Raw genomic sequence first — 24,783 nt, forward strand, 5'->3', positions numbered from 1 at the left:
CCGGCATCAGAACACCTGGCGAGGCTTGTGATCGGGTGAATATCGTTCACAAATTGAGAGGCTCGGCGTGTCACTTTGTTTCGCTCTGTAACATTGGTCGCGACAGGGCGTAACTTGCACGGTAATCGGCTGGGAGATGATCGTTCGGTGTTCCTGCTGCGACTGATCCTCCCGGACCGCCCCGGTTCGCTCGGCACCGTGGCGACGGCACTCGGCGAGGTCAACGCCGATATCCACGCGATCGAGATCGTCGAGCACCGCCGCGAGAACGGCACCGCCGTGGACGACGTCGTGGTCGACCTGCCGCCGGGTGTGCTGCCCGACCGGCTGGTTTCCGCCTGCAACAGCGTGCCCGACGTCGAGGTGATCTGGTTCTCCCGGTACGGCGCGGGCGGCGGGCTGCACATGGACCTCGAAGCCGTCGAGCAGATGACTTCGGCACCGTCCGAAGCGGTCGACATCCTCGTCGAGCAGGCGCCTTCAGTGCTGCACGCCGACTGGGCCGCGTTGCTGGACGGCACCGGCAGCGAGATCAAGGTCGCACTGGAGACGAGCGCGACGCCGGAGTTCGGCGACCTGGTGAACCAGTGGTTGCCGTTGGAGAAGGCGTCGACGCTGGCAGCCCCGAGCCACAAGGGCCTGTCGGAGTCCGTGCTGGTCGCGGCGCCGTTGGAGTCGAACCGCCGCGTGCTGGTGATCGGCCGTCGCGGCGGCCCCGAGTTCCTCGGCTCCGAGGTGGCCCGGCTGAGCTACCTCGCCAGCCTCGCCGTCACCATCCACGCCACGGCCTGACCCCTTCCACTGGGGTCCGAAGTACCGGCTAGGCGCTCCGGACCCCAGCGGGTGGGGAAGCTCAGAAGAACTTGAAGTAGGCGAGGGTCCAGAGGCCGGCGATCACCAGCAGGATGACCACGCCGAGCAGCGCCACGATCGCGATCGCCTGCTTGTCGCTGCCGTTGCGCTCGGGCAGGTCGAACTGGGTCGGTCCCCAAGGACCTCCCCCGTCCACCCGGTGCACCGCCTCTGGCGGCGGCTTGGTCACCTGGCGCGCTTCGCGCTTCTCCGGCTCGAACTTCATCAGACCTCAGGCTTCGTCGGACCGGCCGTCACACGTAGAACAACTCGGGCCGGATGGAGATGTTCAGCGAACCGAAGTCGGAGCCGATCCTGTTGCCAGTGATCTCGACCCGCCATCCGGACACGTAGCCAGCGTACGACTTGCCGTCACTGTGTGCCGTCGCGAACGCCTCGAGAGCCTTCACGTCCGGGCCTTTGACCGCCGCGAAACCGTCGGAGATCGCCGCCGGCATCGCGGCCTTCACGTCGGCGGCCTCACCGGAGACCCTGATGTTGAACGAGGACAGCCGGCCGCCGTTGCTGCCACCGTAGCCGTCGATCGTCTGCGAGCCGTACTTACCGACCGGCCGCTTGCACAGGGACGTGCAGGTGTACTTCTTCGCCCTCAAGGCCGCGATCAGCTGGGCCTCGGTGGTCTGGAACTGCTTGCGGGGCACCTCGAACGTGTCGGTCCCGGACTTGCCACCCGACAGCAGCAGCCGGTCGCCGTAGTTGCTGAGCCTGAACTCGCCCCAGGTGCTGCCGACCTTGCCGTTCTTCTCGCCGCCCCTCACCGCCTGCTGGACCTTCGCGACCTCGCTGCTGCCGAAGGTGTCGACGCCGATCGCCTGCAGTGCCGCGTCGAAGGTGACCGCGGCGTTGTTGACGTTGTCGGGGTCCTCTGACCTGAGCTGTACGCCGATGATCGTGCCGTCCGGTTGGAACTGGAAGACCACCTCGGCCGAGGTCGCGCCGTCGTACTTGAAGCAACCGCGGTGCGCACCTTGCGCGCCGTTGAACAGGTCACTGCACTGGAACCCGGCGCCCTGGAGCCTGTCGGTCGCCGTCTTGGCTTGGCCGGTCGCGTTGCCGAGCTCGCTGCCGGGTGGTCCATCGGACGGCCCACCGCCCGGCGTCGTCGAATTCGTCGGCGGCTGCGCGGTCGCAGTGCCCGACCCGACTTCGTCACCACCGAGTGCCCGGACGCCGAGGACGATCAGCACGATCAGCACGACGCCGACCAGACCACCGCCGATGAGCAATGGCATCTTGTCCTTGCCGAAGCCACCCGGTCCGGTCGGCCCACCCGGACCCGTCGGCCAAGGCTGCTGCCCACCTTGCTGCTGCCAGCCCGGCTGCTGAACGCCTTGCGGCTGCCAGCCAGCCTGCGGGCCCGGCGGACCCGGGTACTGCCCAGGCTGCGGATAGCCGCCCTGCCGGCCCCAACCGCCACCGCGCTGCTGGGGTGGTTGCCCCTGCTGCGGAGGTTGTCCTTGCTGCCGGGGTTGTCCTTGCTGCGGAGGCCACCCTTGCTGCGGAGGGCGGTCTTGCGGCCGCTCCGGTTGCTGGCCGGGATGCTGACCCGGTCCTCCGCCACCCTGCGCCGGTGGTCGCTGTCCCCAACCGCCCTGGCCCTGTTGTCCCTGTTGTCCCAGTTGTCCCTGTTGTCCCCCTTGTTGCCCGCCCGGCCGGCCCCCCGGCTGCCCAGGACCCGACGGTCCCTGTGGCGGCGTCGTCATATTCGCTCCTTAACCCGCACGTAGACGTAGAAAACTAACAGGTCCGACGGCTCACTCCCTCAGTCGGATCTGTCCCGTACTACGCCTGCTCGGGCTCCGGTTTCGTCGCCACCTCGGCCGCTGCTTCGGGCCCCTGCTCCAACAACAACTGGAAACCTGCAGCATCGAGAATCGGCACCCCAAGCTGCACGGCCTTGTCGTACTTCGAGCCCGGAGAATCGCCGACCACCACGAACGAGGTCTTCTTCGACACCGAGCTGGCCACCTTGCCGCCGCGCGACACGATCGCCTCGGTCGCCTCGTCCCGGCTGAATCCCTCGACCGTGCCGGTGACGACGATCGACAGCCCGGTCAACGTCTGCTCGACACTCGGACCGGTCCGCTCCTGCCGCAACTGGACGCCTGCGGCCTTCCATTTCCGCACGATCTCCTGGTGCCAGTCGACCGCGAACCACTCGATCACCGCGTGCGCGATGGTCGGACCGACACCCTCGATCTCGGACAGCTCCTCCTCGGAGGCGGCCTCGATCGCATCGATGTCGTCGTAGGCCGCGGCGAGCGCTACCGCCGCGGTCGGGCCGACGTGCCGGATGGACAGTGCGACGAGCCCGCGGGACAACGGCTGGGTCTTGGCCTGCTCGAGGTTGGCGAGCAGGCGTTGCGCGTTCGCCGACAGGGATCCGGCCTTGGTGGTGAAGAACGAGCTCTTGGCCAGGTCCTCCTCAGTCAGCGCGAACAAGTCCCCCTCGTCAGCAATGAGCTCGCTGCTGATCAACGCGTCGGCGGCCTTGAAGCCGAGCACCTCGATGTCGAAGGCGGACCGCCCGGCCAGGTGGAACAGCCGCTCCCGCAGCTGCGCGGGGCACGATCGGGAGTTGGGGCAGCGGATGTCCACGTCCCCTTCCTTCATCGGCCGCAACGTCGTCCCGCAGGACGGGCACTCCGTCGGCATCACCCACGGCTTCGCGTCCTTCGGGCGCAGCTCGATCACCGGGCCGAGGATCTCGGGGATCACGTCGCCGGCCTTGCGGAGCACGACGGTGTCACCGGGGTAGACGCCCTTGCGTTCCACCTCCTTGGCGTTGTGCAAGGTCGCGTACTCGACTGTCGACCCGGCCACCCGGACCGGCTCCATCACGCCGTACGGGGTGACGCGGCCGGTGCGGCCGACGTTGACCTCGATGGCCAGGAGCTTGGTGGTGACCTCCTCCGGCGGGTACTTGTACGCGATCGCCCACCGGGGCGCACTCGAGGTGGAACCGAGCGCGCGCTGCAGATCCACCTCGTCCACCTTGACCACGACACCGTCGATCTCGTGGTCGACCGAGTGCCGGTTCTCCCCGTAGTACGCGATGAACTCGTTCACCTCGTCGAGCGTCTCGACCCGGCGGGCGCGGTCGCTGACCGGCAGCCCCCACTCCTTCAACTGCTCGTACGCCGAGGAGAGGCGGCTGACGTGATGTCCCTCGACCTTGCCGAGGCCGTGCACGACGAAGCGCAGCGGGCGTTTCGCCGAGACGCGCGGGTCCTTCTGCCGCAGCGATCCGGCGGCGCTGTTGCGCGGGTTGGAGAACGGGTCCTTGCCCGCCTCGACCAGCTGCGCGTTCAGTTCCTCGAAGTCCTCGACCCGGAAGTAGACCTCGCCGCGCACCTCGAGGAAGGTGGGCAGGTCCTTGCCCTCCAACTCGTTCGGGATGCTGTTGATCGTGCGGACGTTCAGCGTGACGTCCTCACCGGTCCGGCCGTCACCGCGGGTGGCGCCGCTGACCAGGCGACCGTTCTCGTAGACGAGGTCGAGCGCGAGCCCGTCAACCTTGAGCTCGCAGAGGAAGCCGCTGTCGTGAATCTGCTTCGCCGTGACCTCACGCTCCAGCCGCTTCGCCCAGGCCTCCATCTGCTCGGTGGAGAACGCGTTCGCGAGGCTTTCCATCCGGGTCGGGTGGGTGACCGCGGTGAACAGGGTGGAGATCGGCACGCCGACCTTCTGCGTCGGCGAGTCCGGCGTGCGGAGCTCCTGGTACTGCTCCTCGATGTCCTGCAGCTCGTGCATCAGCGCGTCGAAGTCGGCGTCGGAGATGGTCGAGGTGGCCATGTAGTAGCGGAACCGGTGCTCCTCGATCTCCCGGCTCAGCTCGGCATGCCGCTCCCGGACCTCCGGCGGCGCGGCGGGCTGATCGGCGGCAGTCGTGTCGGGAATCTCCGTGCTCATGGGGAGAACTTACCGTCCGCCGGGGACAGAACTCGGCACCTTCCGCTGCGTCCGAACAGCCGGAGGTCCTGCCCTACCGCTGTTCGGACGTAAGGGACGGTCACGGGGTCTCTCCCTTACTCTTCGGCCTTTTCCGCCACTACCTCAGCCGTACTCCGGAGCAGCTCGAGGCGGCGCCGGGCGTCCACAGGTGACGGGGATCCCGCCAGCCCGCAGGCCGGGGTGATCACCACCTCCTTCAGCAGGGCCGGGTCCAGCCCCAGCTCGCGCCAGCGACGTACCAGTGGAGTCGCGGCCTGCTCCGGGTTCGGCAGAGAGCCGGTCGTGGGGACTACGCCCGCGTACAGCAGGGTTCCAGCCTCCACAGCCAGACCGATCTGCTCCCACGCGGCATCCGTGAGCAGCGAGATGTCTACCGCCACTCCCCCGGCTCCGGCCTTGGTGAAGACCTCGACTGGCGGCCGAGCCGCGCAGCAGTGCACCAGGGTGATCGCAGGCTCCGCCGCCTCCAGGACTCGGCTCAGGAGCTCCACTGCACCCGGCCCGTCGACAGAGCGATGCTTGCCCCAGCCGCTGGCAGTCGGAACGGCCCCAGCCAGTACTGCGGGCAGCCCGGGCTCGTCCAGTTGCACGACCAGGTCAGCGCCGGGAACACGACGCCGTACCTCCGCGACATGTTCCTGCAGCCCATGTGCAAGAGCCTCGGCCAGGTCCCGCCGGGCGCCGTGGTCAGCCAGGACCTTGTCGCCCCGAGGTAGTTCCACCGTGGCGGCGAGCGTCCATGGGCCGACCGTCTGGATCTTCAGCGGCCCGGTGTAGCCGTCCGCGAACTCCTCCAGGATGTCCAGATCCTCCAGCAGCCGCGACCGCGCCCTGCGCTGGTCCAAGCTGGCCCGAGGATCAGTGCCCCCGGTCAACCGCCAGCCGGCGGGCTGGAGGTCCAACGCCAGATCCGTCAGCAGCCCGACCGCCCGGCTGACCATGTCGCCGTACGGTTGGGCGGGGAGCTCGGGCAGGAAGGGGATGCTGACAACCTCGAACAGCACCTTGGTCCACTCGCGCAGGTCCTCGCCAGGCAACGAGCCCATGCCAGTCGTAGCTGCCGGACCGAACGGACTCGTCACTTGTGGTTCCTGTTCCGCTGGAGGTAGTGAGTCACACCTTCTGGGAGGCGCGCTCAACGGTGTCGATCGTGGCCGAGCCGATCACCCGGGTGCCGTCGTAAAGGACGACCGCCTGACCGGGCGCGACCGCGTCCGCCGGCTCGTCGAACTCGACCAGCACCTGGTCGCCCTCGAGCCGCGCGGTGACCGCGATCTGCTCGCCGTGTGCTCGCAACTGTGCCTTGACGTGCAGCGTCTCGGTGGGCGCCGGACCGCACCAGCGCGGCTTCGACGCGGTCAGCCGCTCGACGGCCAGCTCCGCGCGCGATCCGACCGTGACCCGGCGATCCACCGGCGAGATGTCCAGCACGAATCGCGGCTTGCCGTCGGCGGCCGGCGTACCGATCTTGAGGCCCTTGCGCTGGCCGACGGTGAAGCCGTGAGTGCCCTGGTGCTCGCCCAGCTTGTTGCCCTGGGCATCGACGATGTCGCCCGGTGCCTCACCCAGGTGCTTGCTGAGGAAGCCCGGCGTGTTGCCGTCGGCAATGAAGCAGATGTCGTGGCTGTCCGGCTTGGCCGCCACCGACAGACCGCGGCGCGCGGCCTCGGCCCGGATCTCGGTCTTGGTCGTGTCGCCGAGCGGGAAGAACGCGTGCTTCAACTGCTGCTGGGTGAGCACGCCGAGCACATACGACTGGTCCTTGGCCGGATCCACCGCCTGGTGCAGCTCGCGACCTGCCGGCGTCTCCACGATCTGCGCGTAGTGGCCCGTGGCGACGGCGTCGAAGTCCAGCGCGAGTGCCCGTTCGAGAACGGCGCTGAACTTGACCTTCTCGTTGCATCGCAGGCACGGGTTCGGCGTACGGCCGGCCGCGTACTCCGCGACGAAGTCCTCGACCACGTCCGCGTGGAACCGCTCGGCCAGGTCCCAGATGTAGAACGGGATGCCGATCACGTCCGCGGCCCGGCGCGCGTCGCGGGAGTCCTCGATCGTGCAGCAGCCTCGGGCGCCGCTGCGATACGACTGCGGGTTCCGGCTCAGCGCGAGGTGCACGCCGACCACGTCGTGCCCGGCCTCGGCCATCCGCGCTGCCGCGACGGCGGAGTCGACTCCGCCTGACATGGCGGCGAGTACCCGCATCAGTTGTTCCTTCCCACGTTCTGCAGACCTGCGGACATCGCCCGCTCCACCACCGGCCCGATGTTTTCCAGTACGGCGTCCACGTCGGCCTGGGTGCTGGTGTGCCCCAGAGTGAACCGGAGCGACCCGCGCGCCCGCTGATCGTCGTACCCCATCGCCAACAGCACATGGCTCGGTTCGGCGACGCCTGCGTTGCACGCGGATCCGGTGGAGACCTCGATGCCGCGTGCGTCGAGCAGGAGCAGCAGCGAATCGCCTTCGCAGCCGCTGAACGACAAGTGTGCGTTACCGGGCAAGCGGCCGACCGGGTCCCCTGACAGCTTGGCGCCGGGCACAGTGCCGACGACGCCGTTGATCAGCTCGTCCCTGAGCTTTGTGAGCCGTTGCGCCTCCTCGGCCTGGTGCTTGATCGCGTGCTCAATCGCCACGGCGAAGCCGGCCGTCGCTGGCGTGTCGAGAGTCCCGGACCGTACGTCGCGCTCCTGGCCGCCGCCGTGCACGATCGGGACCAGCTGGGTCTCCTTGCGGACCACGAGTGCGCCGATTCCATACGGCCCGCCGTGCTTGTGCGCTGAAACCGTCATCGCGTCGACGCCGAGCTCCGCGAAGTCGACCGGCACCTGCCCGACCGCCTGGACGGCGTCGCTGTGCACGGGGATCTCGTGCTCCCGGCCGAGCGCGGCGATCTCCCGGATCGGCTGCAGCGTGCCGACCTCGTTGTTCGCCATCATCACCGTTACGAAGGAAACCGACTCCGGCTCACGCTCGATGGCTTGTCGAACCTCCTCGGGCCGGACCCGGCCGAGCTCGTCCACCGGAAGCCACTCGATCTCGGCACCCTCATGCTGAGCAAGCCAAACAGCCGAATCCAGTACTGCGTGGTGCTCCGCGCCGCTGAGCAGGATCCGCCGGCGGCCCGGGTTGTCCTTCAGCCGGGCCCACCACAGGCCCTTCAACGCGAGGTTGTCCGCCTCGGTGCCGCCGGAAGTGAACACGATCTCGCTCGGCTGGGCGTTCAGCGCCGCGGCGATCGTCTCCCTGGACTCCTCGACCGTCCGCCGGGCAGCCCTGCCGGACCCGTGCAAGGAGGAGGCATTGCCAGTACGCCCGAGGTGAGAGGTCATCGCCTCGATCGCCGCGGGCAGCATCGGAGTCGTCGCGGCGTGATCCAGGTAGACCGTGCGACGGCCAGAGGAGGTCATAACACCCTCAAGGGTATGTCCGGCCCCGATGTTCCCGCTCCCCCGGCCCCGGTTCAGGTCCGTGGCGCAGGTTCACAGGAAGTACGCAGCAACCTCCAAGGACCAGCTAAGAATCCCCGGGCATCGTGATGGTCTGAAGACCTCCACCCCCTGACCGCCACGGAGTAAAGAACATGACCGCCGCCACGCGTCCTGCTGTTCCTCGCCCGCCTGTGGCCGCGTGAGGCACCTGTGGTGAGCACAGCAACAAGTGCTGCACGGCATGCCCAACTCCGAACGCGACTACGCCCTGCACCTGGCTGGTGGCGCGATGCAGTGGCTGTTGCCTGCTGGGCCAGCGTGCTGGTCGTCGTGGCCTTGTGGCTGTCGGGCCGCGGTGTGCAGCTGCTGGGCGCCAAACCAGCTGACCTGCTGACGTCGCTGGGTCGGTTGACCGGGCTTGTCGCGGCCGACCTGCTGCTCATCCAGGTGTTCCTGATGGCCCGGGTACCGATCATCGAGCGCAGCTACGGCCAGGATGAGCTCGCTCGGCGGCACCGGCTCGTCGGGTTCTGGTCGTTCAACCTGCTGATGGCGCACGTAGTACTGATCACCATCGGCTACACCCTCACAGACCACAGCGACCTGATCCGCGAGACCTGGAACATCGTCACGACGTACGGCGGCATGCTGCTGGCCGTCGCCGGCACCGCGGCACTCACCGCTGTCACCGTCACCTCCGTGAAGATCGCTCGCCGGAAGCTGCGGTACGAGTCGTGGCACCTGCTCCACTTGTATGCCTACCTCGGCGTCGGGTTCTCTGTCCCGCACGAGATCTGGACCGGGGCCGACTTCATGACCTCATCGCTCGCGCGCTTCTACTGGTGGTCCGCCTACGCGATCGCCGCCGGCGCAGTCCTCGTCTTCCGCGTCCTGCTGCCGCTATGGCGCACGCTCCGGCACGGCATCACCGTCAGCTCGGTGGTCCGGGAGAGCCCGGATGTCGTCACGGTCCGGATGGGCGGCCGCGGCCTGCACCGCCTTCCGGTACGAGCCGGGCAGTTCTTCATCTTCCGGTTCCTCGACGGCCCGGGCTGGTCGCGCGGCAACCCGTACTCGCTCTCGGCAGCGCCTCACTTCGACCGCATCCAGATCACCGCCAAGGACCTCGGCGACGGCAGCAGCCGCCTGGCCCGTCTCCAGCCCGGCACGAAGGTCCTGATCGAAGGCCCGTACGGCCGGCTCACCGGCGACCGCCGTGTCGGGGACAAGGTCGCGATGCTCGCCTGCGGCATCGGCATCACGCCCCTGCGTGCCCTGTTGGAGGACCTGCCCTACGCACCCGGGAACGCGGCACTCATCTACCGGGCCAGGACCGAGCCCGACCTCGTCTTCCGCTCGGAACTCGATCAACTCGCTCGCCGCCGGGGCATCAACGTGTACTACGTGACCGGGCCGCGCATCCCGGACCGCGGCTCATGGCTCCCCCGAAGCGCAGCCCAGATGCGGGACAGCGACGCGCTCCTGAAACTTGTCCCCGACCTGGCCGAGTACGACGTCTTCGTCTGCGGCCCCGACTCGTGGATGGACGCCGCATGCACGGCGGCCCTCGACGCTGGACTACCGCCCGAGCAACTGCATCAGGAGAGGTTCACGTGGTGATCGACATCTGCGGGGTACTCCGATGAGGCGCCGCGTTGCCGCGGCGATGTCTGCCGTCAGCCTCATCGTCGTCGGGTTCAGCGTTCGCGCCAGCGAGCAGTCCGGCGGTACGACGTCGGCCGCGGCCGCCGGGGTCGTCGACCAGCCCGCGGGTTCGCCGTCCGGCGACGCGAGCTCCACCAAGCCGAAACCGTCGACCTCGCCGACACCACGCAGTACGCCGAAGTCAACGCCTAGCTCCAAGCCGACGTCGAGGGCCAAACCCACACCAAGCTCCAAGCCCACGCCGAGCACCGCGGCGAAGACCGTGACGGTCAACGGTGCGGCCGTGGACACCGACTACGGTCCGGTCCAGGTGCAGGTCAGCGTGCGAGGCAAGAAGATCATCAGCGCCACCGCGATCGCTTATCCGCAAAGCAGCGGGCGCGATATGGCGATCAACAGCTACGCCATACCGATGTTGCAGCAAGACACCGTGGCCAAGCAGAGCGCTCAGGTCGACACCGTGTCAGGCGCCACGTACACCTCCGACGGCTACCGCCAGTCCTTGCAGTCCGCGCTCGACGCGGCGCACCAGGCGGGTGCACTATGAGCAACCAGAACCAGGCAGGTGTGGTGTGAGTAGCCCGCTGGTCGCCCGTGCCCGACGCAACCTTGCCGTGCTTGGCGCTACTGCAGCGGCCGTTGTCGTGCTGTTCATCTACCCCACCAGCACGAACGGTGGCACCGCTGGGCCCCACGCGTCGACGGCACCGCCTGCAGGGATCGTGTCCCCGTCGACCACGCCGGGCCCGACGACCGGTCCGAGCGCGGCTGCACAGACCGTGGTGGTCAATGGCGCCTCCACCGACACGGAGTTCGGGCCTGTCCAGGTCCAGTTGAGCGTCAACGCCGGCCGCATCGTTTCCGCGACCGCAATCGCGTATCCGCAGGAATCAGGCCACGACCGCAGGATCAACAGCTACGCGATCCCAGTGCTGCAGCAGGAAACGGTCAGCGCCCAAAGCGCCAACATCGACACCGTCTCCGGCGCCACCATCACCTCCAACGGCTACCGCACCTCCCTCCAGTCCGCCCTGGACGCCGCCCACCTCAACTAACCGCTCTCGGCCCGCCGCTACCACCGATTCGTGGCTCCGTGCCGCCGAACCCACCCACCTTGCCCACCCGGTCCGGCGCGTCAAGTCAGCTTGCGCCACCCGAGTGCGCCGTGCATGCGTGCCATCGGCAACCAGTTCCGGCGACGCGCGGGTCGGGCAGGACTTGAGTCGGGGGGGTCGGCTGGCGGGTTGTTGGACCGCTGGCGTGAATTATCCGCGGTACCGGCCGAAAAAGCCGCTACCGGCCCCGGACTTCTAGGAAACCCCGCACTGCGGAAAATGCCGGGGGTCGCGTCCGGGAGCCCGACACCGGGGCACCGCCCGTGGGGCGGCGGCGGGAGGCCGGCACCGCGGTAGTACCCGGGGTCGTGTCCGGAAGCCCGGCACCGCAGTAACGCCCGCGGTGGCGTCCGGAAACCCACGTCGCGGTAGAGCCCAAGGTGGCGCCCGGAGGGCCGGAGCCGACGTGGTTCGGGCCTTGGTGAGGGGTGGGGTTAGGCGGTGCGGATCTGGGCGAGCCAGGGGTGGTTGGGGTGGAGGTGGTCGATCATGTCGGCGAGCCAGGTGCGTTGCTTCGGGGACAGCAAGGTAAGGGTGACGGCGAGGTCGCGCTCGTCTTTGGGGCGGGCGTGTTTGGCCTTGTAGGCGAGCGTCAGCTCCGGGTTGAGGTAGCGGATGCCGTCGTCGGCGACCCAGGTGATCTCGTCCAGGTCGTAGTCGATGCTCGGATCACGGCGGAAGATCCAGCGACCATCCCGATCCGGGTTCAGTACGACGTCGTACCTCCACGGGGCGAGGGCGTGCTCCCTGATCCACACCTGGTCCGCGGTGTCCGGCACCACGGGATCCTCTGTGGTCACCGGGTGAATCCCCGCACTGCCGGCGGACCACACGTGGTACCGGCCCCCCGCGTGCTCGACGAGCGCCGGCACGTTCTTGCGCCAGAAGGACACGTCGAGGTCCTCGTGGTGTCGCGGGACACCGGTGAACGCCTCGATGGACCAACCGCCGGCGACCCACCACGGCAGACCGAGGCCGCCGAAGAACTCCTTCGCCTCTGCCCGCGTCGCCTGGACCACCGGCCCATACAGCCGCTGGAACTCCAACTCCTCCGGATCCAGCCCCTCGGCGTACCAGTACCGCGGCTCCGCTCCGGAATCCTCAGTCACGCCGCTCACCCTCCTTGTCCTAGCCTGCCCCTGGCCTCCGAGTCCGAGCCGGCCCTGGCCCCCGATCCTCACATGCCTTCCTCAGCCGAGCCCCCCTTTGCCGTGAACCGCCCGCTTGCGTCCGAAGAAGTGCGGGGCAGCACCCGCAGGCATTCGGACGCAGCAGCGAGGCAGAGGCGCGACCAGCCGTTGCGTCCGACACGACGTGGGGCAGGACCCGCGGTTGTTCGGACGCAAGGCACAGCGTGCTGGGGAAAGGACAGGCCCGGCGCGCTCGGGGGGATGAGCGGGCCGGGCCTGGGATGGGGGTCAGGACTTGCGCTTGGTGACTTCTTCGGTGGCGGCGGGGAGGACCTTGTGGAGGTCGCCGACGACGCCGAAGTCGACGAGTTCGAAGATGGGGGCTTCTTCGTCCTTGTTGATGGCGACGATGGTCTTCGAGGTTTGCATGCCGGCGCGGTGCTGGATGGCGCCGGAGATGCCGGCGGCCACGTACAGCTGCGGGGAGACGGTCTTGCCAGTCTGGCCGACCTGGTAGGCGTGCGGGTACCAGCCCGAATCGACCGCGGCGCGGGAGGCGCCGACGGCCGCGCCCAGGGAGTCGGCGAACGCCTCGACCGGGCCGAAGTCACCGCCGGTCCCGCGGCCACCGGACACGATGATCGCAGCCTCGGTCAGCTCCGGGCGGCCGGTCGCCTCCCGCGGCTTGGAATCGGTGATGCGAGCCGTCTTGGCGGCGTCGGAGACCGACACGTCGAACTCCTCCACCTCCGGGGTGGTCTCGGCCGCCTCCGGACTCGCCGCGTTCGGCTTCACCGTGATGATCGGGGTGCCGTGGGTGATCTTGGCCTGGACGGTGTAGTTGCCCGCGAACACCGACTGGGTCGTGACCGGGCTCCCGCCGGCACCGTCGCCGGCCTGCACGTCGACGGCGTCGGTGATCAGGCCCGAGTCGAGCTTGACGGCCAGCCGGGCGGCGATCTCCTTGCCCTCTGCGTTGGAGGAGATGAGGATGGCGGTCGGCTCGAGCTTGGCCGCGACCTGCTGCAGCGCCTCGGCCTTGGGGGCGACCAGGAACTGCGTCAAATCGGGGTTGGTCAGCGCGATCACCTTGGTCGCGCCGTACTGGCCCAGCGCCGGCAGCGCATCCTGCACACCGTCGCCGATGTAGACGGCGACCGGCTCACCGAGGCGGCGCGCGATGGTGAGGAGCTCGGCCGTGGTCTTGCGAACCTTGCCACCGGCGTGGTCGACGAGAACGAGAACGTTCGACATGAACTGATCGCCCCTCAGAGGAACTTGTTGGTGGACAGGAACTCGACGAGCCGGGCAGCGCCGCTACCGTCTTCGTCGGTGACGATGGTGCCGGCCGACCGCGCCGGCCGTTCGGTCACCTCGGTGACCTCGGTCCAGGCGGCGGCCCCGCCGACGGAGTCGGCGGAGATCTCCAGGTCGGCCAGCGACCACGTCTCGACCGGCTTCTTCTTCGCCGCCATGATCCCCTTGAACGACGGGTACCGCGGCTCGCCCGACTGGTCGCTGACGCTCAACACCAGCGGCAGGGTGGCCTCGATGGTGTCGCTCGCGGTGTCGCCGTCGCGGCGGATCCGCACCGTGTCGCCATCGACACTCACTTCCGAGCCCAGCGTGACGGCCGGCAGACCGAGCCGCTCCGACACCATCGCCGGGACGACGCCCATGCTGCCGTCGGTCGAGGCCATCCCGAACACGACCAGGTCGGCCTCGAGCTTGCCCAGCGCCTTGGCCAGGATCAGCGAGGTCGCCACGGCGTCGGAGCCGTGGATGCCTTCGTCGTTCACGTGGACACCGGCATCGGCGCCCATCTGCAGACCCTTCTTGATGGCGTCGGCGGCCTGCTCCGGGCCGACGGTGAGGATGGTCACAGTGTTCTCGCCGCCATCGCCATCGGTTTCCTTCACGGTCAACGCGGTCTCGACGGCATACTCGTCCAGCTCGGACAGCAACCCGTCGACACCGGCACGGTCCACCGTGTTGTCCTCGGAGCGGAAGCGGCGGTCCGCGGTGGCATCCGGCACGAACTTCGCGCAGACGACGATCTTCATAGCGTGTGGGACCCCTTCTGGTTAACGGTCTCTCCCAGCCTGTCATGGATGTTACTCGCGAGAAACATAAGACGCGTGCGAGTCCCATCACAGTTCGGCGGCCAAGCCTGCCACCCGGCCCCCGGAACACCCCTAGTCTGACCGGGTGACCGCGACGTTACCGCTCACCGGCGAGAGAACCGCCCCCGGGATCTGGCACGAGAACTACTGGTTCGCGCGCCATGAGGCTGCCTATCGCTGGATCACGGCCAACCGGCTACCCAGCCTGCCGACCATCGGCCGCATCCTCGACGCCGGCTGCGGCGAGGGATACGGCGCGGAGTTGCTCCGCCAGGCGGCCGCGGACTCCGTGTTCGGACTCGACTATGAAGGTACGACGCTTCGTCACGTCGCGAAGGCTTATCCACAGATCAAGCTGCTGCAGGGCAATCTGGTCCAGCAGGGGTTGGCCGCCGACACCTTCGACCTGGTCGTGTCGCTGCAGACGATCGAGCACCTCTGGGACCAGCCGGCCTTCGTCGCCGAGTGCGCGCGCGTGGTCCGCCCAGCAGGCACGGTGGTGCTGTCCACCCCCAACCGGCTGACCTTCCCGCCCGGCAACTGGTACCACACCCGGGAGCTGACCGGTCAGGAACTCCTCGACCTGGTCACCCCGGAACTGACGGTCCTGACCACGGTCGGTCTCCGCCACGGCCGGCGCCTGCTCGCCTGGGAGGCCGAGAACGGCAGTTGTGTCGACGCGCAGTTGGCGAGTGATCACGAGGAGTGGCCCGCGTCTCTGATACACCTGGTGAAGTCGGTGAGAGCCACTGACTTCGTCGTCAGGGAGTCCGGCCCGGATGGGTTGGCGGATTCGCTGGACCTGCTGATCGTCGCCCGGAAGTAGACGCAGGGAGCAATGCCCGGAAAGCGCGCCGACGGACCGCGGGGAGCGGTGCCGGACATAACCATCTGGCCAAGGCTTCCCCAGATTCACCCCATGTGACTTCAATTGCACCCTCCGGATGTGTCAGAGTCGTCCGCGTCCTTCGCGACCTGTCTGGCTGCCGCCCCGGCTGCCACGTCAAAGTCGGACCCTGACCATGGTTTGGATTCTTGAGAATGAAGAAGCTCGTCATTGCCCTCGGCGCCGCGCTGACCGTGATCGTGGCTGTGGTGGTCGCCTTCCTGGGCGCTCCGGCGACCGGTTCGCCGATCTCTCAGGACGTCGTCGTGTCATCGAACCCGGCGGACACCACGCCGCGGATCCAGGACGGCGCGGTCTACAAGATGCTCAGCCACGGCGGCGCCATCTTCGTCGGCGGCCAGTTCAACAACGTGAGGTCGTACAACGGCACTACCAACATCCCGCGGAACCGGCTGTTCGCCTTCAACCCGAAGACGGGCGGGATCACCGGCCTGAAGGCCACCTTCAACTCCGAGGTGTGGGCGCTGGCCACGGACGGCACGTCGCTGTTCGTCGGCGGAAGCTTCAACACGGTCAACGGGGTGAAGCGGACCGGCGTGGTCAAGCTGAACGCGACCACCGGTGCGGTGATCACGGCCTTCAACGCCCACCTGGCCGGCGGGGTCACCGAATTGGCCTACGTGAAGGGCCGACTCATCATCGGCGGCACCTCCAGCGGTGCCCAGCTGATCGCGGTCAACCCAACCACCGGCGGCAACACCGGCTACATCAAGATCCCGATCACCGGGCAGCCGGAGAACAACAGCAACTCGGGCCCGACGAAGGTGTTCCGGTTCGCGGTGAACCCGGCCGGCACCCGGTTGGCGATGGTCGGCACCTTCACCTCTGTCGGCGGGCAGAAGCGGCAGCGGGCGGCGCTGATCAACCTGGGCACAAGCTCGGCCACGGTCAGCGGCTGGTACTCGCCGCTGTTCGACAACACCTGCAGCCCGGCCACGCCGTCGTACACCCGGGACGTCGACTTCTCGCCGGACGGCAGCTTCTTCGTCATCGTCACCACCGGCGCAGGTTGGCCCGACGACAAGAACAGGTTGTGCGACTCCGCGAGCCGCTGGAACACCAGCGACAGCCGGACCACCTACCCGGTCTGGGTGAACTACACCGGCGGCGACACGCTGCTCTCGGTCCAGGTGACGAAGGCCGCGGTCTACGTGCAGGGCCACCAGCGCTGGATGAACAACCCGCACGGCCAGGACTCCGCCGGTCCGGGTGCTGTCTCCAGGCCGGGCATCGCCTCGCTGAACCCGTGGAGCGGCCTTGCCTACTCCTGGAACCCGACCAAGGACCGCGGCGTCGGTGGCTACGACCTGCTGCTCACAGCTGACGGCCTGTGGGTGGGTTCCGACACCACGCAGATCGGCAACGAGGTGCACGAGCGCATCGCCCTCCTGCCGCTGCACTGACATCAGCACGAACGGCAACGGCCCCCGGATCAGGTGATCCGGGGGCCGTTGCCGTTCGCAACCGTCAGGGGCGGATGAACCGCTCCACGATCTTGCCGGCGATCAGGTAGACCAGCGCCGCGATGCCCCAGTTGACCAGCAGGGTGTTCTTGGCGGTCTCCAGCCGGAACAGGTCCTTGAACGGGCCGACGATCTCGTGCCCGCGATTCAGCACCCAGCGAACGATCTCGTTGCTCTGGTTCGCCTGGTCCAGCGCGGTGAACAGCGCGCCGAGCGCCAGCACCGCCGCGGCCAGCACAGCGATCAGCCAGACCAGCGAGGCGATCAGGTTCCGGGCGCGCTTGACCCCGGAGCCGACCGTCGACAGCGCGGCCTTGCCCTTGCCGCCGCCCGGGCCGGACTCGCGCGCCGACTTGGCCGCGGCCAACGGATTGCCCGGTTTGTTGCCCGAGGCACCGGTTGACGGGGTGCTTGCGGCCACGGGCTGTCGCGTCACCGGTCTGGTCGCCGTGGTGTCGTCGTCCTTCGCGGCAGCCGCCCCCGCGGCGGACTCCGCGGCAGCCTTCTCCTTGGCCTTCTGCGCCGCGACGATCTCGGCCGCGGTCTGCGGTCTGGCGGCTTTCGTCGCCGTCGCCGCGCCGCCACCGGTGCCGCCCGCGGGAGTCTCCTCAGCCTCCACGCCGGGCGGTGTCACCGCCTTCTCGGCATCGGCGGTCTTCGCCGCCTTCTCGTCGTGAGTACCCACGTCGCCCATCTCCTCAGCCGGGGTCGGTTCCTCGTCTGCTGCCGGTACCGCTACCGGCGTCTTCCGCCGCCGGTTGCCCGGGAACGGGCGCGGCGACAGTCTGCGCCGCACACCGGAGACCGGGGCCGGTTTCAAGCCGTCCACGCTGTCCACACTGTCCAACGTAGCGATGTCCGTACTGTCGGTCACAATCGGCACCGGATCGACCATCCGATGTCGCGCGTCCGTGATCGAGCCGTCGGCCGCCGCCTGGTCGAGGGACCGGGCGGCGCCGGTCTGGTCAGCCACGCTGGATCTCCTCTCCGACGACGTCCGGGACATAGTGCCCGACTGGTGAGTAACTTGAGAACCCCTTGGTCACATCTGCTTTATCACCGTTCGTAGACGAACCGTTACCCGACGGCGCGTCGCCGCCGTCCGCCGGACCACCAGCCTCTCCCGAATCACCGGAACCGCCCGCAGCGTCCGACCCACCAGCCGGTACTGCGCGCGCTCCCGCGCGAAGCCTGGCCGCGGTGGCGTCGTTCTCCCGCGCCAACTCCTCCAGGTACTGCCGGCGCTCCGCGTCCGCGGCGTACCGGCTGACCCGGTCCCGCACGACGACGGCCGGGATGCCGACGGCCAGGGAGTACTCCGGAATGTTGCCCCGGGCAACGCTGTTCGCGCCGATCACCGCACCGCGGCCGATGTCCGTGCCCCGCAGTACGGTCACTTTCGTGGCCAGCCAGCAGTCGGGGCCGATCCGGACCGGCGACTTGACCAGGCCCTGGTCCTTGATCGGCAGGCCGAGGTCCTCGGTCTTGTGGTCGAAGTCGCAGATGTAGGTCCAGTCGGCGATCAGGGTGGACGCGCCGATCTCGATGTCGAGGTAGCAGTTCACCGTCACGTCGCGGGCGAACACGACCTTGTCGCCGATCCGCAGCGTGCCTTCGTGTGCGCGCAGCCGGGTCTCATCGCCCAGGTGGACCCACTTGCCGAGGATCAGCCGACCGTGGCCGGGCCGGGCGACGATCTCCAGTTTCTTGCCGAGGAACACGAAGCCCTCGGTGATCACGTGCGGGTGCCGCAGCTTGAACCACGCGAAGCGCCAGTACCGCTTGAGGTAGTACGGCGTCCACGCCCGGTGGCGCACCACCCAGCCCAGATTCGCCGCCGTCAGCAACCGCATCCGTCCAGTATGTACACGCCTTACGGCGCGACCCCGGTGATCGACACGTTGTAGTAGAGCTCGTCGGGGACGACCTGCGAGAGCACCTTGTCGACCTTGGAGAGCTGCAGCCACGATTTGTACGCGAACATCCGCCAGCCGAATCCCAGCTTCTCCTCCGGTACTGCGGCCTCGAACGTCCGGATCGGCCACCCGACCCAGGCGGCGAGAAGCTCCTCGGTCACAGTCCGTACTTCGGTCGCCCCGGCCCGGGAAGCCGTCCGGGCCAGCGTGTCCGGGTCGAACGTGTGCAGGTCGACGACGGCCTCCAGCGCGGCCGCCCGGGAGGACTCGTCGAGCTCCTCCTGTGGGCGACGCCAATGGCCCAGCGCGGGCAGCTTCGTCACGTTCGTGGTCGCCCACCAGGTGAGCCGGGACAACCGCCGGGCCACGTAGTCGCCGTACCGGGTGGGCTCGCCGCAGATGACGAACCGGCCACCTGGCTTGAGCACCCGCAGCATCTCGCGGAACGCCAGTTCCACGTCCGGGATGTGGTGGATCACGGCATGCCCGATGACCAGGTCGAACTCGTTGTCGTCGTACGGGAGCTTCTCGGCGTCGGCCACCTGACCCTCGACCGCGAACCCGAGGGTGTCGGCGTTCCGCTTGGCGGCGTCGACCATGCCGGGTGACAGGTCGGTGACGTGCGCCTCGGCGAGGACGCCGGCCAGCTTCAGGTTCAGCGTGAAGAAGCCCGTGCCGGCGCCGATCTCGAGGGACTTGCCGTACGGCCAGCCCTCGCTGCCCGCGATCGCGGTGAACCGGTCGCGGGCGTAGGCGACGCAGCGTTCGTCGTACGAGATCGACCACTTCTCGTCATACGTCGACGCCTCCCAGTCGTGGTAGAGCACCTGGGCGAGCTTGTTGTCGTTCCACGCGGCCTCGATGTCTTCGGCGGAGGCGGCGGGCTTCGAAGCAGAGGTGGTCATCAGTAGCTCCTAAAGGCCCTTGAACGCGGCCTTACCAGGGCCGTTCTCGACGAATGACTTCATCCCGATCGTGCGATCCTCGGTGGCGAACAGGGCGGCGAACTGCTGCCGCTCGATCTCCAGTCCGGTATGCAGGTCCACCCCGAGGCCGGCGTCGATCGCTTCCTTGGCCGCACGGAGACCCAGTGCGGCGCCGCGGGAGAACTGCGAGGCCCAGGCCACGGCCGCGTCGTACACCTCGGCGGCAGGGACAACCTTGTCGACCAGGCCGATCTGCAGGGACTCGGCGGCGTCGACGAAGCGCCCGGTGTAGATCAGGTCCTTCGCCTTGGACGGGCCGACCAGGCGGGAGAGCCGCTGCGTGCCGCCGGCGCCGGGGATGATGCCGAGCAGGATCTCAGGCTGGCCGAGCTTGGCGTCATCGGCCGCGATCCGGTAGTCCGCGCAGAGGGCGAGTTCACACCCGCCGCCGAGCGCGTAGCCGGTGATGGCGGCGACGGTCGGCTTCGGGATGGCCGCGACAGCGGACAACGAGGACTGCAGCGGCCCGGACCGCTTGACCATGTCGGCGTACGACATGTCGGCCATCTCCTTGATGTCCGCGCCGGCCGCGAAAACCTTCTCGCCGCCGTAGATGACGACCGCGCGGACGTCATCGTCGGCAGCCGCCTCGTCGGCGGCAGCACGGATCTCCTCCTGGACCTGGACGTTCAGCGCGTTCATCTTCGGCCGGTCGAGCCGGATCGTGCCGACCCCGTCGGTCACGCTCAGATTGACGAACTCGCCCATCGCCTCGCTCCTCTGGTCCAGGTACTACCCGTCGGTACATCCTCGGGCACGGTACCGGACCAGCGGAGCGAGTCGTACTACGGGGAGGTCTGCTCAGAGCTCCACAGGCTGGCCCGACGCGGCCGAACGGCGAGCAGCGTCGACGATGCGGAGCGTGCGGAGGCCTACCTTCCCGTCTGGTTGCGGGACGACCGCGGGAGTCTGTCCGGCGACTGCGGGACCCGAAGCGCGAACCGCGGTCAGGAACTCACCCAGCATCATCGAGTCCAGGTCGCCGCCGACCGGCAGGAAGACCTCGCCCGAGGAGTCCGTGCCGCCGACGTGCGGCAGGAACGGCGCGATCTCGACCGAGCCGTTGGTGCCGGTGACCTGGAGCGTGACACCGCCCCAGGTGGGCCCGTTGTCCGGGACGCTCCACGAGCAGTCGATCGTTGCCAACAGCCCGTTCTCGTAGGTGATCGTGACGAGGCCGCCCGTCTCGACGGCCACACCCTTGTCCTGATGCAGCACGCGGTTCGCGGCCGCATGGACCCGCGCGGCCTCGACCCCTCCGGTCAGTCCGTCGATCAGGTCGGCGCAGTGCACCGTGTGATCGACCAGCGCTCCCCCACCGGCGAACTTCGCATCGGTGAACCACTGCCGCTGCGCGTACGGGATCTTCCCGTTGTTCGTGCCGAGCACCGCGAACAAGTCACCGAGCCGCCCGGCCTCGACCATGGCTCGCAGCCGCCCGTACGACGGCGCGAACCGGACCGGGTAGGCCGTCATCAGGATCACCCCGGCTGCTTCACAGGCAGCGAGCATGGCTTCTCCGTCGGCGACCTCGGTGGCTAGCGGCTTCTCGCAGAGGACGTGGGCTCCGACAGCCGCGGCTCGCTCCACCAGTCCGCGATGTAGAGCATTCTCACTCGTCACCACGACGGCATCCGGGCCCCAGGCGAACAGGTCGTCGTACGAGTCGACATAGGCCACACCGAGCTGCGCGGCGAACTCCGCGCCCCGCGGACCGGCATCGGGAGCATCGGCGCCGTCCGGATCGGCCGACAGCACCTCGACGTCGGGCATGCTTGTGAGGAGCGACGCGTACGACGCCGCGTGGGTGTGCGCGAACGAGGCGATCGCAACCTTCAAGCTCATTCCACTGCTCCTGACGGGTCGACTAGATCGTGGCGGTCGGGCGGGGAAGGAACGAAGTTGGTCATGTCGATCGTGCGGCCGGTCGCCATCGATTCGCGGGCCGCCTCGGCCAGGTAGACGGCAGCGGCACCGTCAGCAGCGACGACCCGCGGCTCGGGCCCACCCCGGAGCGCGGCGGCCAGCTCGCGAAGCTGAGTCAGATAGGGGCTTTCGTACAACGTCGACGACGGAATCAGCAGATCACCGGTGCTAGCGGCGTCCTGCAGTTCCTCGGAGAACCCGGTGTCCTCGGCCGAGGAGTACTCCAGCAGGCCCCTGTCCCCCGCGATCGAGAAGCCGGACTTGAACTGGGTCCCGGTCGCGCCCCAGGTCGCCCGTAGGTGGCTGATCGCCCCCGTCGCATGTGTCAGGGTGACGTGCGCCGCCACGTTGACCGGGCTGATCCCCTCGACGCTGGGAGGACTCTGCACGGCGTACAGGCTGATCACCTCGCCGCAGAGCCAGCGAGCCTGGTCGAGGTCGTGCACCATCAGGTCCATGATGACGCCGCCCGATCGCGCGACGTCGCGGTACCACCCGGCGCCGGCCGGTGAGCTCGCCACCCGGAAGAACCGCGCCACGGCCACCTTGCCGATGCGACCCGCCTGTACTGCGTTGTGCGCCGCGGCGTACGCCGGGAAGAACCGCACCACGTGCGCCGGGTAGATCCGCACGCCGGCAGCGGCGGCTGCTTCGGACAGTTCGCGGGCATCGGCCGCCGTCAGGCTCAGGGGCTTCTCGCAGATCACGTTCCGGCCGGCCTTGATCGCGGCGAGCGCGATCTCCTTGTGCGTCGCCGACGGGGTGACGATGTCGACGAACTCCACTTCCTCGAGCAGCCCGTCGAGGGACTCGGCGACCTCCAGCCCGTACTGCGTGGCGAGCTCAGGTGCACCGGCGATGGAGTGGACCAGGACGCGCGCGCCCAGCGCCTTCCATGCCGCCACGTGCACGTGCGCGATGTTGCCCGCGCCGATGAGTCCGACCGTGAGGCCAGACAGGTCTGGTTCCGACATTTGATCCCTCACTTGCGTCCAGAGGTGCGGTGCGTTCGACAACAGTGCGCGTGCGTGTTCGTAACTACCCGCTCATGAACATATTTAACATCGTTCGAGGCATCTCGGCCCGCTCTTGACCGGTCTTTGAGCTGTCATGGGCACAATGTGCCGGTGACCGAAGCCACCGCCGCCCCGAACGAGCTCGGCCCCTCGCCCGATCAGGACCTGCGCCTGGGGCCGGTGGTCCACGCCGACGGCACCACCTTCACCTTGTGGGCCCCGGCCGCGGAGCGGGTCGAACTGACCCTGATCGCCGACGACGGCAGCCAGCGGAACCTGGATCTGCTCCACACCGGTGAGTACTGGACCGGGTTCGTCCCGGAGGTAGGCCACGGCCAGCGCTACGGCTACCGGGTGCACGGCCCGTTCGACCCGTCGCACGGCCTGCGGTTCAACCCGTCGAAGCTGCTGCTGGATCCGTACGCGCTAGCCGTCGACGGTTCGCTCGACTTCGCCAGCCCACTGATCTACGACTCCTCCGATGGTGACTCGGCCGGACACGTCCCACTCGGGGTGGTCGTCGCCGGCTCAGAGGCACCGCCGCCGATCAGCCGCCCGGTGCCGTGGACCGAGACCGTGATCTACGAGTTGCACACCAAGGGCTTCACCAAGCTCCACCCCGACGTACCGCAGCACCAGCGCGGCACCTACGCCGGGCTCGCCCATCCGTCGGTGATCGACTACCTGGTCGAGCTCGGCGTCACCTCCGTCGAGTTGCTGCCGATCCACCATTTCGTCACCGAGCCCGCGATCGCCGCCCGGGGCCTGCCGAACTACTGGGGCTACAACTCGCTGAACTACTTCGCCCCGCACGCGCCGTACTCGTCGTCCGGTTCGACGGGTGAGCAGGTGGCCGAGTTCAAGGCGATGGTCGCCGCCTTCCACGCGGCCGGCATCGAGGTGATCCTCGACGTCGTCTACAACCACACCGCCGAGGGTGGCTTCGACGGGCCGACACTCAGCTTCCGTGGCATCGACAACCGCGCGTACTACCGGCTGACGCAGCAGGGCACCATGTACGACGTCACCGGCACCGGGAACTCCGTCGACACCTCGCACCCGCAGGTCCGCCGGCTGGTGATGGACTCGCTGCGCTACTGGGTCGAGGAGATGGGCGTCGACGGGTTCCGGTTCGACCTGGCGGTGACGCTGATCCGCAACGAGAACCACGAGGTGGACACGGTCAACCACCCGTTCCTCGCGGAGGTCGCCGCGGACCCGGTGCTCGGCCGGGTCAAGCTGATCTCCGAGCCGTGGGACCTCGGCAACTTCGGCTACCAGGTCGGCAACTTCGGCACCCCGTGGTCGGAGTGGAACGGCAAGTTCCGCGACAGCGTGCGAGACGTCTGGCGCACCTCGTCGAACGGCGTCCAGGACCTCGCCTACCGGCTGTCCGGCTCCAGCGACCTGTACGGCGATGACGGGCGTTACCCGTACGCGTCGATCAACTTCGTCACCGCGCACGACGGGTTCACCCTGCGCGATCTGGTCTCGTACAACCACAAGCACAACGAGGCGAACCTCGAGGACAACCGCGACGGCACCGACGACAACCGGTCCTGGAACTGCGGGGTCGAGGGCGAGACGGACGACCCGAACGTCATCGCGCTGCGGAAACGCCAGATGGCCAACCTGATGTCGACCCTGGTTCTGTCCACCGGCGTACCGATGATCACGGCAGGCGACGAGTGCGGGCGCACCCAGCACGGCAACAACAACGCCTACTGCCAGGACAACGAGATCTCCTGGTTCGACTGGACCCTCCCCGCGACCTGGTCCGACCACCTGGAGCTGACGAAGAAGCTGCTCGCGCTCCGGGCGGCCCATCCGGCGCTCCGGCAATGGCACTACTTCTCCGGCCAGCCGGTGGTTCCCGGCGGCCGCAAGGACCTGTCATGGATCGCGCCGCACGGCGGTGAGATGACCGAGGCCGACTGGTTCGACGGAAACCTCCGCACCCTCGGCATGTTCCTGGCCGGCGACGCCCTCCGCGGTTTCGATGTCGAGGGCAACCGTCAGACCGACAACTCGTTCCTCCTCGCTCTCAACGCCACCGCCGAGCCCCGCGAGGTCCGGGTCCCCGACGCCTCGTGGGCCCCGGAGTACGAGGTCGTCATGGATACCAGCCACAGCGGCGTCACCGAAGTAGAAGCCAATGCCATCGTCCCGCTGGCGCCCCGCTGCCTGGTCCTTCTCCGCGCTCTCTGAATCCGCGGCTCCCGCTCTGGGGCAGCCTCGAACGCCGCCCGCGCGAGCTCATGCAGCCACGTCGGCCGGTCCGGGA

22 protein-coding genes are annotated in these 24,783 nt (G+C 68.4%); 7 read left to right on the forward strand and 15 right to left on the reverse strand.

Annotated features, from left to right (window positions below; all coding sequences use genetic code 11):
- The first annotated feature begins 147 nt into the window (after nucleotides 1–147).
- Nucleotides 148–792 (forward strand): ACT domain-containing protein, encoded by a 645-nt coding sequence (locus ABD210_RS03195; protein ID WP_344108466.1) that lies wholly within the window; start codon nucleotides 148–150, stop codon nucleotides 790–792.
- 61 nt (nucleotides 793–853) lie between these two features.
- On the opposite strand, the gene ABD210_RS03200 is transcribed toward ABD210_RS03195, so the two are convergent.
- From ABD210_RS03200 to ABD210_RS03225, 6 genes are all read right to left on the reverse strand, one after another.
- The gene (locus ABD210_RS03200; RefSeq protein WP_344108469.1) at nucleotides 854–1,078 is read right to left on the reverse strand and encodes a hypothetical protein; all 225 of its coding nucleotides are present in this window, start codon (nucleotides 1,076–1,078) and stop codon (nucleotides 854–856) included.
- 28 nt (nucleotides 1,079–1,106) lie between these two features.
- Nucleotides 1,107–2,105 carry a hypothetical protein gene (locus tag ABD210_RS03205; RefSeq protein ID WP_344108471.1) on the reverse strand — a complete coding sequence of 333 codons (999 nt, stop codon included), beginning with the start codon at nucleotides 2,103–2,105 and terminating at the stop codon, nucleotides 1,107–1,109.
- A 550-nt stretch (nucleotides 2,106–2,655) separates the two neighbouring features.
- Nucleotides 2,656–4,785, reverse strand: a complete 2,130-nt coding sequence (gene ligA, locus ABD210_RS03210) for an NAD-dependent DNA ligase LigA (protein ID WP_344108474.1) — start codon at nucleotides 4,783–4,785, stop codon at nucleotides 2,656–2,658.
- 116 nt (nucleotides 4,786–4,901) lie between these two features.
- The gene (locus ABD210_RS03215) at nucleotides 4,902–5,909 is read right to left on the reverse strand and encodes a uroporphyrinogen decarboxylase/cobalamine-independent methonine synthase family protein (RefSeq protein ID WP_344108476.1); all 1,008 of its coding nucleotides are present in this window, start codon (nucleotides 5,907–5,909) and stop codon (nucleotides 4,902–4,904) included.
- Between the two features lie 31 nt (nucleotides 5,910–5,940).
- Nucleotides 5,941–7,029: a tRNA 2-thiouridine(34) synthase MnmA gene (gene mnmA / locus ABD210_RS03220; RefSeq protein WP_344108480.1), complete on the reverse strand. Its 1,089-nt coding sequence runs from the start codon at nucleotides 7,027–7,029 to the stop codon at nucleotides 5,941–5,943.
- Nucleotides 7,029–8,231, reverse strand: coding sequence for a cysteine desulfurase family protein (locus ABD210_RS03225; RefSeq protein ID WP_344108482.1), 1,203 nt, complete (start codon nucleotides 8,229–8,231; stop codon nucleotides 7,029–7,031). The genes mnmA and ABD210_RS03225 overlap by 1 nt, the downstream gene beginning before the upstream one ends.
- A gap of 315 nt (nucleotides 8,232–8,546) precedes the next feature.
- Between ABD210_RS03225 and ABD210_RS03230 the strand changes: the two genes are divergently transcribed.
- Genes ABD210_RS03230 through ABD210_RS03240 form a run of 3 tightly spaced genes read left to right on the forward strand, consistent with a single transcriptional unit; the run spans nucleotide 8,547 to nucleotide 10,972 of the window.
- Nucleotides 8,547–9,872, forward strand: a complete 1,326-nt coding sequence (locus ABD210_RS03230) for a ferredoxin reductase family protein (RefSeq protein WP_344108485.1) — start codon at nucleotides 8,547–8,549, stop codon at nucleotides 9,870–9,872.
- A 22-nt stretch (nucleotides 9,873–9,894) separates the two neighbouring features.
- Entirely contained in the window at nucleotides 9,895–10,464 is a 570-nt protein-coding gene (locus ABD210_RS03235) for an FMN-binding protein (RefSeq protein ID WP_344108488.1), read from the forward strand.
- 25 nt (nucleotides 10,465–10,489) lie between these two features.
- On the forward strand, nucleotides 10,490–10,972 hold the full coding sequence (locus ABD210_RS03240) for an FMN-binding protein (protein ID WP_344108491.1): 483 nt from the start codon (nucleotides 10,490–10,492) through the stop codon (nucleotides 10,970–10,972).
- 494 nt (nucleotides 10,973–11,466) lie between these two features.
- Here the strand turns inward: ABD210_RS03240 and ABD210_RS03245 are convergent, their stop codons facing one another.
- The 3 genes from ABD210_RS03245 to ABD210_RS03255 all read right to left on the reverse strand — a co-directional run bounded on the left by ABD210_RS03245 (nucleotide 11,467) and on the right by ABD210_RS03255 (nucleotide 14,225).
- A complete protein-coding gene (locus ABD210_RS03245; protein WP_344108493.1) occupies nucleotides 11,467–12,141 on the reverse strand; it encodes a nucleotidyltransferase domain-containing protein in 675 nt (224 codons plus the stop codon).
- A gap of 309 nt (nucleotides 12,142–12,450) precedes the next feature.
- A complete protein-coding gene (locus ABD210_RS03250; protein ID WP_344108495.1) occupies nucleotides 12,451–13,416 on the reverse strand; it encodes an electron transfer flavoprotein subunit alpha/FixB family protein in 966 nt (321 codons plus the stop codon).
- 14 nt (nucleotides 13,417–13,430) lie between these two features.
- A complete protein-coding gene (locus ABD210_RS03255) occupies nucleotides 13,431–14,225 on the reverse strand; it encodes an electron transfer flavoprotein subunit beta/FixA family protein (RefSeq protein WP_344108497.1) in 795 nt (264 codons plus the stop codon).
- 145 nt (nucleotides 14,226–14,370) lie between these two features.
- Between ABD210_RS03255 and ABD210_RS03260 the strand changes: the two genes are divergently transcribed.
- On the forward strand, nucleotides 14,371–15,111 hold the full coding sequence (locus ABD210_RS03260; RefSeq protein ID WP_344108499.1) for a class I SAM-dependent methyltransferase: 741 nt from the start codon (nucleotides 14,371–14,373) through the stop codon (nucleotides 15,109–15,111).
- A 215-nt stretch (nucleotides 15,112–15,326) separates the two neighbouring features.
- Nucleotides 15,327–16,595: a hypothetical protein gene (locus tag ABD210_RS03265; RefSeq protein WP_344108501.1), complete on the forward strand. Its 1,269-nt coding sequence runs from the start codon at nucleotides 15,327–15,329 to the stop codon at nucleotides 16,593–16,595.
- A 64-nt stretch (nucleotides 16,596–16,659) separates the two neighbouring features.
- Here the strand turns inward: ABD210_RS03265 and ABD210_RS03270 are convergent, their stop codons facing one another.
- From ABD210_RS03270 to ABD210_RS03295, 6 genes are all read right to left on the reverse strand, one after another.
- Complete coding sequence (locus ABD210_RS03270) at nucleotides 16,660–17,628, reverse strand: hypothetical protein (protein WP_344108503.1); 969 nt, start codon at nucleotides 17,626–17,628, stop codon at nucleotides 16,660–16,662.
- Nucleotides 17,621–18,508 carry an acyltransferase gene (locus tag ABD210_RS03275; protein WP_344108505.1) on the reverse strand — a complete coding sequence of 296 codons (888 nt, stop codon included), beginning with the start codon at nucleotides 18,506–18,508 and terminating at the stop codon, nucleotides 17,621–17,623. The genes ABD210_RS03270 and ABD210_RS03275 overlap by 8 nt, the downstream gene beginning before the upstream one ends.
- A gap of 20 nt (nucleotides 18,509–18,528) precedes the next feature.
- Nucleotides 18,529–19,476, reverse strand: a complete 948-nt coding sequence (locus ABD210_RS03280) for a methyltransferase domain-containing protein (protein WP_344108507.1) — start codon at nucleotides 19,474–19,476, stop codon at nucleotides 18,529–18,531.
- A gap of 9 nt (nucleotides 19,477–19,485) precedes the next feature.
- The gene (locus ABD210_RS03285) at nucleotides 19,486–20,265 is read right to left on the reverse strand and encodes an enoyl-CoA hydratase/isomerase family protein (protein WP_344108509.1); all 780 of its coding nucleotides are present in this window, start codon (nucleotides 20,263–20,265) and stop codon (nucleotides 19,486–19,488) included.
- Nucleotides 20,266–20,358: 93 nt separating this feature from the next.
- Nucleotides 20,359–21,402, reverse strand: a complete 1,044-nt coding sequence (locus tag ABD210_RS03290) for a Gfo/Idh/MocA family protein (protein ID WP_344108511.1) — start codon at nucleotides 21,400–21,402, stop codon at nucleotides 20,359–20,361.
- The gene (locus ABD210_RS03295) at nucleotides 21,399–22,469 is read right to left on the reverse strand and encodes a Gfo/Idh/MocA family protein (RefSeq protein ID WP_344108513.1); all 1,071 of its coding nucleotides are present in this window, start codon (nucleotides 22,467–22,469) and stop codon (nucleotides 21,399–21,401) included. Before ABD210_RS03295 ends, ABD210_RS03290 begins: the two co-directional genes overlap by 4 nt.
- Before the next feature lie 141 nt (nucleotides 22,470–22,610).
- Between ABD210_RS03295 and glgX the strand changes: the two genes are divergently transcribed.
- Nucleotides 22,611–24,707, forward strand: a complete 2,097-nt coding sequence (gene glgX, locus ABD210_RS03300) for a glycogen debranching protein GlgX (protein ID WP_344108515.1) — start codon at nucleotides 22,611–22,613, stop codon at nucleotides 24,705–24,707.
- Nucleotides 24,708–24,783: the final 76 nt, after the last annotated feature.

The organism is Kribbella alba (assembly GCF_039529635.1).
Classification (GTDB): domain Bacteria; phylum Actinomycetota; class Actinomycetes; order Propionibacteriales; family Kribbellaceae; genus Kribbella; species Kribbella alba.

What these genes read in the sequence shown, in the direction of transcription:
- ABD210_RS03280 (WP_344108507.1), bottom strand. Translation starts at nt 19,476, where the DNA reads ATGACCACCTCTGCTTCGAAGCCCGCCGCCTCCGCCGAAGACATCGAG.
- ABD210_RS03285 (WP_344108509.1), bottom strand. Translation starts at nt 20,265, where the DNA reads ATGGGCGAGTTCGTCAATCTGAGCGTGACCGACGGGGTCGGCACGATC.
- ABD210_RS03290 (WP_344108511.1), bottom strand. Translation starts at nt 21,402, where the DNA reads ATGAGCTTGAAGGTTGCGATCGCCTCGTTCGCGCACACCCACGCGGCG.
- ABD210_RS03275 (WP_344108505.1), bottom strand. Translation starts at nt 18,508, where the DNA reads ATGCGGTTGCTGACGGCGGCGAATCTGGGCTGGGTGGTGCGCCACCGG.
- ABD210_RS03200 (WP_344108469.1), bottom strand. Translation starts at nt 1,078, where the DNA reads ATGAAGTTCGAGCCGGAGAAGCGCGAAGCGCGCCAGGTGACCAAGCCG.
- mnmA (WP_344108480.1), bottom strand. Translation starts at nt 7,029, where the DNA reads ATGCGGGTACTCGCCGCCATGTCAGGCGGAGTCGACTCCGCCGTCGCG.
- ABD210_RS03265 (WP_344108501.1), top strand. Translation starts at nt 15,327, where the DNA reads ATGAAGAAGCTCGTCATTGCCCTCGGCGCCGCGCTGACCGTGATCGTG.
- ABD210_RS03235 (WP_344108488.1), top strand. Translation starts at nt 9,895, where the DNA reads ATGAGGCGCCGCGTTGCCGCGGCGATGTCTGCCGTCAGCCTCATCGTC.
- ABD210_RS03225 (WP_344108482.1), bottom strand. Translation starts at nt 8,231, where the DNA reads ATGACCTCCTCTGGCCGTCGCACGGTCTACCTGGATCACGCCGCGACG.
- ABD210_RS03255 (WP_344108497.1), bottom strand. Translation starts at nt 14,225, where the DNA reads ATGAAGATCGTCGTCTGCGCGAAGTTCGTGCCGGATGCCACCGCGGAC.
- ligA (WP_344108474.1), bottom strand. Translation starts at nt 4,785, where the DNA reads ATGAGCACGGAGATTCCCGACACGACTGCCGCCGATCAGCCCGCCGCG.
- ABD210_RS03205 (WP_344108471.1), bottom strand. Translation starts at nt 2,105, where the DNA reads ATGCCATTGCTCATCGGCGGTGGTCTGGTCGGCGTCGTGCTGATCGTG.
- ABD210_RS03250 (WP_344108495.1), bottom strand. Translation starts at nt 13,416, where the DNA reads ATGTCGAACGTTCTCGTTCTCGTCGACCACGCCGGTGGCAAGGTTCGC.